The sequence below is a fragment of the Sphaerisporangium aureirubrum genome, assembly GCF_042658925.1.
In the GTDB taxonomy this organism is placed as follows: Bacteria; Actinomycetota; Actinomycetes; order Streptosporangiales; family Streptosporangiaceae; genus Sphaerisporangium; species Sphaerisporangium aureirubrum.
Map to the genome: position 1 here is coordinate 86912 of NZ_JBHSRF010000024.1, position 11647 is coordinate 98558.

9 protein-coding genes are annotated in these 11647 nt (G+C 73.8%); 3 read left to right on the forward strand and 6 right to left on the reverse strand.

The features are described from left to right. The 3 genes from ACFP1K_RS18200 to ACFP1K_RS18210 all read left to right on the forward strand — a co-directional run bounded on the left by ACFP1K_RS18200 (position 1) and on the right by ACFP1K_RS18210 (position 3433). A complete protein-coding gene (locus ACFP1K_RS18200; RefSeq protein WP_380754497.1) occupies positions 1–1149 on the forward strand; it encodes an acyl-CoA dehydrogenase family protein in 1149 nt (382 codons plus the stop codon). 147 nt (positions 1150–1296) lie between these two features. Then, positions 1297–2910, forward strand: a complete 1614-nt coding sequence (locus tag ACFP1K_RS18205) for an aldehyde dehydrogenase family protein (RefSeq protein WP_380754500.1) — start codon at positions 1297–1299, stop codon at positions 2908–2910. A gap of 1 nt (position 2911) precedes the next feature. Then, positions 2912–3433 (forward strand): SRPBCC family protein, encoded by a 522-nt coding sequence (locus ACFP1K_RS18210; RefSeq protein ID WP_380754503.1) that lies wholly within the window; start codon positions 2912–2914, stop codon positions 3431–3433. 84 nt (positions 3434–3517) lie between these two features. On the opposite strand, the gene ACFP1K_RS18215 is transcribed toward ACFP1K_RS18210, so the two are convergent. The 6 genes from ACFP1K_RS18215 to ACFP1K_RS18240 form a co-directional block, all read right to left on the reverse strand. After that, positions 3518–4132, reverse strand: coding sequence for a response regulator transcription factor (locus ACFP1K_RS18215; RefSeq protein WP_380754506.1), 615 nt, complete (start codon positions 4130–4132; stop codon positions 3518–3520). A gap of 187 nt (positions 4133–4319) precedes the next feature. Then, positions 4320–6905, reverse strand: coding sequence for a glycoside hydrolase family 3 protein (locus ACFP1K_RS18220; protein WP_380754509.1), 2586 nt, complete (start codon positions 6903–6905; stop codon positions 4320–4322). Next, positions 6902–7693, reverse strand: a complete 792-nt coding sequence (locus tag ACFP1K_RS18225; protein WP_380754512.1) for a PIG-L deacetylase family protein — start codon at positions 7691–7693, stop codon at positions 6902–6904. The genes ACFP1K_RS18220 and ACFP1K_RS18225 overlap by 4 nt, the downstream gene beginning before the upstream one ends. Beyond that, positions 7683–8798 carry a glycosyltransferase gene (locus tag ACFP1K_RS18230; protein WP_380754514.1) on the reverse strand — a complete coding sequence of 372 codons (1116 nt, stop codon included), beginning with the start codon at positions 8796–8798 and terminating at the stop codon, positions 7683–7685. The genes ACFP1K_RS18225 and ACFP1K_RS18230 overlap by 11 nt, the downstream gene beginning before the upstream one ends. After that, a complete protein-coding gene (locus ACFP1K_RS18235) occupies positions 8795–10051 on the reverse strand; it encodes a sugar efflux transporter (protein WP_380754517.1) in 1257 nt (418 codons plus the stop codon). Before ACFP1K_RS18235 ends, ACFP1K_RS18230 begins: the two co-directional genes overlap by 4 nt. Before the next feature lie 38 nt (positions 10052–10089). Next, positions 10090–11637 carry a flavin-containing monooxygenase gene (locus ACFP1K_RS18240; RefSeq protein ID WP_380754519.1) on the reverse strand — a complete coding sequence of 516 codons (1548 nt, stop codon included), beginning with the start codon at positions 11635–11637 and terminating at the stop codon, positions 10090–10092. Between the last annotated feature and the right edge of the window lie 10 nt (positions 11638–11647).

The window sequence follows — 11647 nt, forward strand, 5'->3', positions numbered from 1 at the left end:
ATGGACTTTCTCTTCTCTGCTGAGCAGGAGGCCCTGGCCGGGAAGGTGCGCGCGTTCGTCGACGGCCGCCTCGCCCCCGCCGCGGCCGGGTTCGACCTGGACGGCCGCATCCCTCCCGAGTTGCTCGCCGACATGGCGGCCGAGGGCTACTTCGGGCTGCGCGTCCCCGCCGAGTACGGCGGCCTGGACCTGGACGCGGTCGGCACCGGCGTCGTGCTGGAGGAACTGGCCCGCGGCGACATCACCGCCTGCTACCCGGTGCTGAACGCCGCGCTGGTCGCCGGCGTGCTGAACGCCAACTGCGACGACACCCAGAAGGCCGCGTGGCTGCCGGAGATAGCCCGCGGCGAGGCGATCGTCGCGGTGTGCATGACCGAGCGCGGGCACGGCACCGACGCCGCCGGCCTGGAGCTGAAGGCCGAGCCCGACGGCGACGGCTGGCGGCTGACCGGCGAGAAGACCTCCATCATGATCGGCGGCTTCGCCACGCACGGCCTGGTCTTCGCCCGCACCGGCCCCGAGCCCCGCTCGCGCGGCGTCACCGCCTTCTACACCCCCCTGGACGAGCGGTACGTCACCCGCACCACGCTGCCCTCCCTCGGCAACCGCTCCGGCGGCCGGTCGACCCTGGTCTTCGACGGGCTGCCCGTCGGCGCCGGCCAGGTGGTCGGCGGCACCGGCCTCGGCTTCGTGCAGGGCATGCGCGGCTTCGACTACTCCCGCGCGCTGATCGCCCTGATGGCCGTGGCCGCCGCGGGCGCCTCCATCGAGGACGCCTTCGAGCACTGCCGCACCCGTGAGGCGTTCGGCCAGTCGCTCGGCCGCTTCCAGGGCGTGTCGTTCCCGCTGGTGGAGCACGCGACGTACCTGCACGGCGCCCGGCTGGTCGCCTACGAGGCGCTGTGGCGCAACGACGCCGGGCTCCCGCACCGCGTCCCGGCCAACATGGCCAAGTGGTGGGGCCCGAGGGCCTCGGTGGACGCGGCCCACCAGGCGCTGCTCACCCTCGGCCACTTCGGCTGGTCGGAGGACCGGCCGCTGGCGCGGCGGCTGCGCGACGTGATCGGCACGCAGCTCGGCGACGGCACCGCGGGCGCCACCAAGCTGGTCATCGCCCGCGAGTTCCTCGGCCGCGAGCACGCCCCCTGACCCCTGCCCCCAGAAGCGAACGGTCCCCCGGCCCGCCCCGATCCGGCCGGAGAAGGCCCCGACCTCGGTTCGCCACCGAGCCGCCGTCCCGTCCGGTGCAGGGCGGGACGGCGGCGCATCCGAGCATCCGATGAGAGGAGACACCCGATGGGCGCACCAGGCACACCGCCCTACCGTTCCTATCCGTCCTATGTGGCGGGCCGGGACGTGGATTCCGAGCGGCACATCTACGTGATGACCGCCCGCTCGGTGCTGGAGAACGACCTGGCGGCCATCCGGCGCAAGCGCATGCTGGAGCTCGGCGAGCTCGACCCGGCCGACGCGGGCCCCGGCCTCGCCGGACGGTGCGCGCTGGCCGGCCCCGAGACCGTCCAGCAGGCGCTCGCCGCCGCCGCGGCCGCCGCCCCCCAGTGGGCCAGGACGCCCCTGGACCTGCGGCTGCGGCTCGGCGAGCTCATCCGCAAGCGCCTGTCCGACGTGCGCACCGAGTTCGTCGACATCATGGTCGCCGAGGGCCGCCCGCGGACGGTCTCGGAGTGGGAGATCGACGGCCTGATGCACACCCTCAGCCCCGAGACCCTCGGCTGGTGCGCCGAGCTGCTGCACCGCGAGTTCTCCTACGCCGGGCGCCACCTGACCATGCGGCGCCGCCCGGACGGCGTGGTGTGCGTCGCGCCGCCGCAGAACGCCCCGCACTCCAACACCATCTACGGCGCCTTCGCCCTGCTGTCGGGCAACACCGTGGTGATCCGCGCGCCGCGCAGCATCCCCCTCGGCTCCATGTACGCGGTGCGCGAGATCATCGCCCCCGCCCTGGACGAGGTCGGCGCCCCCGCCGGCACCCTGAACGCGGTCTGCGGGCCGCCGATGATGGAGGAGTGGCTCGGCAGCGAGCACGTCGACGACATCATCTACTTCGGCGGCACCGAGAAGGGCATGGCCTTCCAGAACGACTGCGTCGCGGCGGGCAAGAAGCCCATCCTGGAGCTGGCCGGCAACGACTGCGCAGTCGTGTGGCGCGACGCCGACCTCGACATGGCGGCCGGCGCCCTGGTGGAGGCGTTCAACTCCTCCGGCCAGATCTGCAACGTCCCCAACCGCGTGATCGCCCACCCGGCGATCGCCGACGAGCTGATCGAGCGGCTGGCCGTCGCGGCGGCCGGGATCCGGCCCGGCTACCCCGACGAGGAGGGTGTGATGCTCACGCCCGTGCTCGCCATGGACGGCTTCTTCTCCGTCACCGCCGACGCGCTGCGCAAGGGCGGCAGGCTGGTGTGCGGCGGGCGCCGCCTCGACGTGGACGGCTCGGTGTCGGACACCGGGTTCTTCGCCGAGCCCACGGTGGTGCGGATCGACGGCCTCGCCGGCGCCGGCGAGGTGGACGCGGTGCGGGAGGAGACCTTCTTCCCGTTGCTGCCCGTGGTGGTGCCCGAGCCGGACGTCCCGGACGACCGGCTGCTGGAGGACGTCATCACGTTCGTCAACTCCAACGCCTACGGCCTGCGCAACTCGCTGTGGGCCGCGGACGAGCGGGTCGTCGGCCGCTTCGTCGACGGCGTGGTCAACGGCGGAATGCTCAAGGTCAACGACACGTCCCACTGCGGGTTCTTCCCCTACATGCCCTCCCACGGCGGGACCGGGCTCACCGGCGGTGTGTTCGGCGAGGCCACCTACATGATGATCAGGACCACGCACCTGCAGGGCGTCTCGGCCGGCCCCGGCCGCCGGGGCGGGGACGGTGCGCCTGGAAGGGAGGCGTGAGATGGGCAAGGTAGGTGTGCGGGCCCGGGTCCGGCTGGACGCCAGGGAGGCGCTGCGCCGCCTCGCGGACGGCGGCTGGTGCGAGACGCTGCCGCGTGAGGTGGGCACGGTGCGGATCGAGCGCGAGGCCGTGGCCGGTCACGGGGAGCGGCGCGTCAGCGAGTGGGCGCTGCCGTTCCGGTCCGGCACGGTGCGCTGGCGCCAGATCGAGGAGGTGTTCCCCGAGCGGCCCGGCATCGTGTTCGAGCAGGAGGACGGCGACCTGGCCCGGCTGTCCGGCGCCTGGCGCTTCCAGCCCGAGCCCCCGGGGCCGGGCGGCGGCGACACGTGCCAGGTGACGTTCGAGCTGCGGTTCGACCTCGGGGTGCCGCTGTGGAACCGGGTCATCGACCCGCTGCTGGCCCGCGCCCTGGCCGCGGCCGCCGAGGCGGTCATCGTCACCGCGCTCGGCGAGGCCGAGCTGTCACGCGAGCCGTCGGAGGCGGCCGACGCCGAGCGCCTGGTCACCGCGGTGAGCGCGTGAGAGGGCACCGCCCGCACGGCCGGCACCGGCCGCTCCCGCCGAGCGGGGGCGGCCGGTTCGCGCGTGGCCGCGGGGGCCGGTTCCTCAGGGCACCCAGCCCGCTTCGGTGGCGATGCGGATGGCGTCCACGCGGTTGCGCGCGTTCAGCTTCATGACGATCGTCGTCAGGTAGTTGCGCACCGTCCCCGCGGACAGGTGCAGCGTGGCGGCGATCTCGGCCGCCTCGGCGCCCTGCGCGGCCAGCCGCAGCACCTGAAGCTCGCGCTCCGACAGCGGGTTGTCCCCGACGTCCCAGGCGCTCAGCGCCAGCTGCGGGTCGATGACCCGCTTGCCGGACGCCACGTTGCGCACCGCCTCGGCCAGGTGGTCGGGCGGCGCGTCCTTCAGGATGAACCCCGACACGTGGGCGGCCAGCGCCCGCCGCACCGTGCCCGGCCGGCCGAGGCTGGTCAGGATGAGGGCGCGGCAGGTGGGCAGCCGCTCACGCAGCAGCGCGGCGGCCGTCAGCCCGTCCATGCCCGGCAGGTCGATGTCGATGACCGCCACGTCCGGCCGGTGCTCCATCGCGGCCGCCACGATCGTGTCGCCCCGGTCGACCTGGGCCACGACGGTCAGGTCCGGCTCCAGCTCCAGCAGGGCCACCAGCGCCCCGCGTACCATGTGCACGTCCTCGGCGAGGAGGACCTTCAGAGTACGCACCTGCGGGTCCCGACCTCCTGGGGCTCAGGTTGATCTCCGGCTGACTACGCAAAGCGTATGTGTCTCCGCCAACGGTGCGTAAGCATGCGGGTCTTGAAATTTTACTTCTAACATGACTGGACGGCGGGAGTTCGCGCTCCCGCCGTCCTTTCGCCGGCCACGGTTTCCGGTCCGCGGCCGGTGCCGGTCAGCCGGTCGGCCAGCGGACCTCGCCGACGTCCAGCCGGGCCCGGCCCTCGGTGTAGAGCATGAACGGCACGTCCACGTGCCGCAGCCGGGTGCCGGCCCGCTCCAGCTCGGCCAGCGGCACGGTCACGGTGCGCCACTCCCCGGGCGGCAGGGCGCGCAGCAGGGGCGCCACGTCCACGCCCGGCTGCCCTGGGTAGTCGTCGTGGCAGCACAGGTACATCGGCAGCTCCGGCGGCTCGGCGACGCGCGCGTCGAACGCCACCCGGCCGCCCGCCTCCGCGTGGCCGCGCAGGTCGGCGGGCCGCCCGCCGGCGTCCTCGGCGTAGACGAACGCGATGTACCCCTGGAAGTCCAGCGACAGCGCGGGACCGCCGCCCGGGTGGTCCACCGGCCGGGACTCGACGATCAGCGTGGAGGTGGGCCCCTCCAGGGACAGATCCTCCCGCGACCAGGTGTTGTGGCCGCCGGTCCGCATGACGTACCCGCCGCCCGACCGGGCGCCGAGCACCTCCAGCGGACCGGTGGCCGGGGGAGCGGGGGGCTCGGGGCGGCCGGGGTCCACCGGCAGCGTGCCGGTGTGCGCGGTGTCGCGCAGCGACAGCCCGAAGCCGTAGGGGAACAGCGGGGCGTGCTCGCCCTCGGGGGCCTGCTCCTCGGGCGGCACCCGGTAGCCGGGGATGTGCGGCGGGATCCGGTTGACGCTCATCGACCGCTTGCTCCGCGGCCAGCCGAAGGTGAGCCGTCCCTGGAAGTCGTGGCGCGGCGCGTCGTCCTCCCCGGCGAACAGCACGTCGGTGATCCCTCCGCCCTCGGTCCCGGGCAGCCACGCCACCACGAAGGCGTCCGACAGGTTGATCTCCTCGGTGACGTACAGCGGCCGGCCGGTGAACATCACCGTCACCACCGGCACCCCGGCCTCCCGCAGCGCCCGCAGGGTCGCGAGGTCGCGGGCGTAGGACCGCTTGAGCGCGGCGTACTCCACGGTGCCCCACGGCTTGATGGTGCCGCGCATCTCGGCGTAGGAGTCCTCCCCGACGGCGACCACCGCCACGTCGAACTCCCGGGGGTCGGTGTGCTCCAGGTAGGGGTCCACCCGGCAGCGCTCCTCGCCGGTCACCGCGCGCACCGCCATGGCGAGCGTCGTGGCGCCGGGCAGGTCGGACATGTCGACGTCGTGGCCCTGCCAGCTGATGGTCCAGCCCCCGGCCTGCTTGCTGATGTCGTCGGCGCCGCCGCCGGTCACCAGCACCCGCGCGCCGGGGGACAGCGGCAGCACGCCGCCGTCGTTCTTCAGCAGGACCAGCGACTTGCGCACCGCCTCGCGGGACAGGGCGCGGTGGCCGGGGTGGCCGAGCACCGACTCGTCCCCGGCGAGGGACCGCTCCCTCGGGCGCGGCTTGTCCCACAGCCCGGCGCGCGCCTTGACCCGCAGCACCCGCGTCACCGCGTCGTCGATCCGCGACATCGGGATGATCCCGGCGACCACCTGGTCGCGGGCGGTGCGGTACACCGACCGCCAGGCGTCCCGGCCCGCGACCATCAGCACGTCGAGCCCGGCGTTGATCGCGTACCCGGCGTCGCCGAGGGTGCAGCCCGCCACCTCGGCGTGCGCGTCCCAGTCGCTGATGACGATGCCGTCGAAGCCGACGGCGTCCTTCAGCACGTCGGTGATCAGGTACCGGCTGCCGTGCACCTTGTGGTTGTACGGCGCGGGGCCGCCGGGGGTGTGGTCGTAGTTGGCGGGGTCCTCCCAGCCGCTGAACGACGCCATCACCGCCTGGGCGCCCGCCTCGATGCCGGACAGGAACCCCCGCGCGTGGATGTTGCGCAGCAGCTCCTCCGGGCAGCGTGCCACGCCGCGGTCCACGCCCTCGGCCGTGGCGCCGTCGGCGATCCAGTGCTTGATGGTGGAGACGACGCGCGTGTCCCCGGTCAGGTCCGCGGCGCCGCCCTGCAGGCCGGCCACCATGGCGCGCGCGTAGGCGTGCACCACCTCGGGGTCCTCGGAGTAGCCCTCGTAGTGGCGGCCCCAGCGGCGGTCGCGCGGCGTGGTGACGGTGGGGGCGAAGGTCCAGTCCATCCCGGTGGCGGCGATCTCGCGCGCGGTGGCCTCGCCGATCCTGCGCACCAGGCCGGGGTCGCGGGCGGCGCCGAGGCCGATGTTGTGCGGGAAGATCGTGGCGCCGTGCACGTTGTTGTGCCCGTGCACCGCGTCGGTCGCCCACATGAACGGCACCCGGAACGGCCGGTCGGCGTAGGCCTCCTCCACGGCCTCCCAGTACGCGTCGACCGTCTCCACCCACCGCTTGACCTCGGCGCGCCGGTCGCCGTCCGGCCAGATGCCCGCGCCGTTCAGCGCCGAGCCGATCTTGTACTCGCGGGCGTCCTCCGGGGTCAGCTCGGCCAGCTCCGGCTGGATCATCTGGCCGAGCTTCTCCTCCAGCGTCATCTGCCGCACGATGTCCCGGACCCGCTCCTCGACCTCCGGGTCCGTGCCGAAGGCCGAGCGCACCCTCGGCCATCCGGCCAGGTACGCCAGCCCGGGGATCCCGGGCGCCTCCGCCGGGCCGGTGCGCTCGCTCATCTCCGGTTCCCTTCGGGTGCCCCGGCCGCCTCAGGGGCGTACCGGAAGCCGGGCGTCATGTCGCGGGGCACGATCCAGAACTCCTCGGCGCGGCGGGCGAGCACCCGGCGCGCGAACTCCTCGGGGACCACCGGGCGGTCCTGCGCGGGGGAGAACAGCGTCACCTGGGTGCGGTGCTCCTCCAGCGCGGCCCGCTTGCGCTCCAGCCACGCCGACACGTCGGTGCGGGCCGGGCGTTCCCCCTCGGGGGCCGGGCGGTCCGGCGCGACGCGGTTGGTGAAGGCGAACGCGGCCTCGGTGTCCTCGTCCCACACCACGTACCTGCGCAGCCGGGGCGTCAGGCCGAGGTCCGCCAGGGCGTCCGCCACGGCCTCGCCGGTCAGCCGGTGGTCGGCGTTCAGCTCGCGCACCTCGTGCGGCAGGTACACCTCGGCGACGTCCGCGCGGTCCCGCAGCAGGGCGGTCACCTCGGCGCGGAACCGGGGCATCGTCTCCGACAGCAGGGTGTCGGTGTGGCCGAGCCACACCACGTCCCCCGGCCCGAGGCCGAGGGCCTTGGCGGCGGCCTTGGCCTCGCCGCGGCGGATCACCGCCAGCTCGGCGGGGGAGGGGTCGGCCTCGATGCCGAGCACCGCGCTGTGCGACCGCGACCCGTCGGTGGCGAACACGATCGTCACGGGCACGCCCGCCGCGGCCAGCCGGGCGACGACGCCGCCGCAGGCGATGACCTCGTCGTCGGGGTGCGGCGCGAACACCAGTACGGGCCCGTGCCCGGGCTCACCCCGCATGCTCCACCACCTGCGGCGCCGGGCCCCCGAGGCCCGTCAACGACTCCACGACCTCGATGCCCGCCACGGCCGCCAGGGCCTCCACGGGATCCATGGCGTCCAGAGCGTCCAGGACGTCCAGGGAGTCCCCGGCGGTCGCGGCGTCCAGCGCCGCCGTCGCCTCAACGGCCTCCATGATCTCCACGGCCGTCGCCGCGGGCGCGGCGGCACGGGCCGCGAGGTAGTCGGCGCACGACGGCAGGCCGTTCTCCCGGATCACGTCGTTGATGGCGAAGAAATGGTTGCCGGTGACCAGGCGCATGATCGGGGTGTCGTACTTGGCGGCCATGTAGCGATAGTTGGCGGCGGCCCCGGCGACGTTGTCCTCGTAGCTCTTCTCGTGCGGGTGGTGGACGGCCACGGCGTCCCGGCCCAGCACGAACCGGGCGCCCGCCCGGAACAGCCGGTAGCCGAGCTCCACGTCCTCGCCGCCCCAGCTGGTGAACGCCTCGTCGAACCCGCCGATCTGGCGCAGCAGCGCGGTGGGCGCCGACACGTTGCACGTCCAGTAGATCAGCCACGGCGCGGGCAGGGACCCGATGTCGTCGCCGTAGCGCGCGTAGAACTCCTCGCGGATGTCCACCCACTTGCCGAGCCCGCGCAGCTCCCGGATGGTCGCGTCGGGGTCGCGCACGTCGATGGCCCGCTCCATCAGCGCGCCGTCCTCGTTGTCCTCGTTGAAGCAGAACACGTAGCCCACCACCGCGACCGGCCCGGCCCGGTGCTCGTGCTCGGCCAGGTAGGCGCGCAGGGTGTCCTCCCCGAGCAGCACGCCGGAGTCCACGAACACGCAGACCTCCGCCCGCGCGTGGGCGATGCCTGTGTTGCGGGCCTTGGCCACCCGGTACCCGAGGTCCTCCTGGTGGAAGTACCGCAGGTCCAGCCGCCCGGCGTACTCGCGCGCCACGTCGGCGGTGTCGTCGGACGAGCCGTCGTCGACCACCAGGACCTCGAACGACCCGGGCGGCAGCGTCTGGCGCGCCAGCGAGTTCAGGGTGAGGCGCAGCAGCCGGGACCGGTTGTAGGTCGGGACGACCACGCTGCACCGCGGCGGTGTGGAGTTCATGCTTTCCTCCTGAGGAGCATGGAGAGCAGCGCGGCCGCCGAGAGCGCCGCGCAGGCCCAGAAGACATTGGTGAAACCCACCCACTGCGCGATCAGCCCGGTCAGGATTCCGCCGAGGAAGATGCCGGTCTTGAAGGCGCTGGAGTACAGCGACGAGGCGACCCCGGGGCGGTCGGGCATGGAGTCCTGAAGGACGGTCACCGGGATGCTCATCGCGACGGCCGTCCAGAGCGCGTTCGGGATCTGCAGCAGCAGCAGCGCGAGCTTGGTCGTCGCCAGCGGCAGCAGGCAGAAGAACAGGGTGGCGCACAGCGCGGCCCCCATGATGACCCGCCAGTGGCCGAGCCGGTCGGCCTTGGCGCCGATGTACACCATCGCCGGGACCTCCAGCGCCGAGGCGAGGCCGAGTACCAGCCCGGTGAAGCCCGCGTCGAAGCCCAGGTCCTTGGTGATGAACAGCGCGATGTCGATGGCGTACATGCAGTTCACGGTGATGAGCAGCACGATGACGACCAGCAGGGCCTTCACCTTGGGGGTGAGGCCGGCGAACGGGCTGCCCACGGGGGCGGGGGCGCGCACCTCGGTGGCGACCGCCCCGGGGGCGCCCGCCTCCACGGCCGCCGCGCCGGGGCCGTCCACGACGGCCGGGGCCTTGCGGCGGCTCACGTCGGGCAGGCCCCAGAAGCAGATCAGCGCCCCGCCGAGGTACAGCGCGGCGGCCACGAGGTACATGTTGCCGAAGCCGACGGCGGCGATCAGGCCGAAAGCCAGCGGCGGGCCGAGGATCCAGGCCAGCGAGGTGACCGAGCGCAGCGTCGAGCTGAAGAAGGTCACCGGGTGGTCGCGGGCCTCGGCGAACTCCCGCGTGTAGGCGTACAGCTGCGGGAAGGTGGTGCCGCCGAGGCCGAAGAACACCGCCGAGCAGACCAGCAGCAGCCAGTAGTCGCGCAGGGTGAAGTAGGACAGGGCGCCGGCGGCGGCGAAGACCGAGCAGACGGCGAGGACGAGCCGGCGGTTGCCGAGCCGGTCCGACAGCACCCCCACCCCGAGGTCGGCGCTGATCTCGGCGACCGCGCGCCCGGCGACGAACGCGCCGATCATGAGCGGGGTCGCGCCGATCACGTCGGACAGGAACAGGCTGACGGTGGGGACCACCATCGCGCCGCCCACGCCGATCATCGCCGTGGCGGCCGCGAGGCGGGTGACGGAGCCGTCCATGAAGATCCTCAGGCCACCGGTCTTCGTGGGGTGCACGATGTCTCCTTAGGTGGGCGGGGCGTGGCCGGCGGGGGCTAGCCCGCCCCGGTGAGTTGCCGATAGGGCAGCCACGGCTCGATCCGCCGTCGCGGTGGCACGCCCAGCGAGCCGAGGTGGTCGTCCGGGCCGATCCGGCCCGCGGCGAGCAGCGCGTCCCGGGTGGACAGGGGCAGCGCGGCGAGCACGCGGTGCTTCAGCGCGGTGAGGTCGAACAGCGCGTCGCACGGGGCCGGCCTCGCTTCCGGGGCGCCGGAGGGGGACAGGTTCGCGGGGACCACGGCACTGGAGACCAGCCGCCAGTAGTCGCCGAAGTGCGTGGCCGGATCCGGCAGCGTCCCGCCGGCGAGACCGATCCGGATACTTTCCAGCCAGCAGTCGTAATAACGTCGCCGGGCGGGAAGGTGCTTTTCGCACCAGGCGGCCCTGCTCAGCGGCCCTGGCAGCTCCGCCTTCCCCGACAGCACCGCCAGCGCCCAGCCCGCGACCGCCTCGAAATAGGGGCACGCGGTGCCGAACGCGTCGGTGGCCACCGGGGTGTTGATCACCATCAGCGTGGTGTCGCCGCGGTGGAAGAAGTGCTCGTACAGGTCCTCCTGGCGCAGCCCGTCGACGAACCCGTAGTCGGGCGGCTCGTAGCCGAGGCACGTGATCACCGTGTCGTAGCGACCGGTGCCGCCGTCCTCGAACACCGCGACGCCGCCCTCGCCGAGCCGCGACAGGGCCGCCCGGGGGCGCACCTCGCCGCGGTGCACCGCCGGGACGATGCGGTCGTTGACGTGCACCGCGCCGTGGAAGCCATCTTCCGGCAGCAGGCCCGTGGCCCGGTACATCCGCATGTAGTCCGGCATCAGCCCGGCGAGGAACGCCAGGTACTCACCGAAGGGCATCTCCTCCAGCGCGACCCGGCCGATGTAGGAGAACAGCAGGTCGTTCGGGACGTCCCCGCACACCCGGGGCAGGAACAGCGCGCGCCCGCGCACCGCCCAGTCCACCGACGCGGCCTCGCCCGCCAGCTCGGCGGCGATGTCCGCGCCGCTGACGCCGCCGCCGGCCACCAGGACCCGCCGCCCGCGCAGGTCCCGCGGGCGGCGGTAGTCCTTGGCGGTCATCAGGTGGAACCCGCGCGGCTCGGCGGGCGCGCCGGGCAGGCCCTTCGGCCGCCACAGCTCGCCGTTGGCCACCATCACGGCGTCGAACGCCTCGGTGACGTCCCGGCCCCGGTGGCGCGCCGTGACGCGCCACCGGTCGCCGGGCCGGTGGACCCGGACCACCTCGTGCCCGGACCGGATCGCCGGGAGCACGCCGAACCGTTCGGCGTAGGCCCGCAGGTAGGCGTGCATCCCCGCCACCGAGGGGAACTCGTCCTCGCCCGGCCCGGCGGCGGGGAAGGGGAAGTCGGAGAACGGCAGGCAGTCGCGCGAGGTCTGGGTGCGCACGCCCTCGTAGGCGCCGAGCGACGCCGGGTTCCAGATGCCGCCCACGTCGTCGTGCTTCTCGTACACCACGACGTCGTGGCCGTACTCCATCGCCTGCTTGGCGCCGGTGAGGCCCGCGGGCCCCGCGCCGATGACCGCGATACGCATGGTCGGCCGC

Excerpts from the sequence above, each read along its gene's own strand:
- ACFP1K_RS18200 (WP_380754497.1), top strand. The coding sequence starts at position 1 with ATGGACTTTCTCTTCTCTGCTGAGCAGGAGGCCCTGGCCGGGAAGGTG.
- ACFP1K_RS18205 (WP_380754500.1), top strand. The coding sequence starts at position 1,297 with ATGGGCGCACCAGGCACACCGCCCTACCGTTCCTATCCGTCCTATGTG.
- ACFP1K_RS18225 (WP_380754512.1), bottom strand. The coding sequence starts at position 7,693 with ATGCGGGGTGAGCCCGGGCACGGGCCCGTACTGGTGTTCGCGCCGCAC.
- ACFP1K_RS18240 (WP_380754519.1), bottom strand. The coding sequence starts at position 11,637 with ATGCGTATCGCGGTCATCGGCGCGGGGCCCGCGGGCCTCACCGGCGCC.
- ACFP1K_RS18220 (WP_380754509.1), bottom strand. The coding sequence starts at position 6,905 with ATGAGCGAGCGCACCGGCCCGGCGGAGGCGCCCGGGATCCCCGGGCTG.
- ACFP1K_RS18230 (WP_380754514.1), bottom strand. The coding sequence starts at position 8,798 with ATGAACTCCACACCGCCGCGGTGCAGCGTGGTCGTCCCGACCTACAAC.
- ACFP1K_RS18210 (WP_380754503.1), top strand. The coding sequence starts at position 2,912 with ATGGGCAAGGTAGGTGTGCGGGCCCGGGTCCGGCTGGACGCCAGGGAG.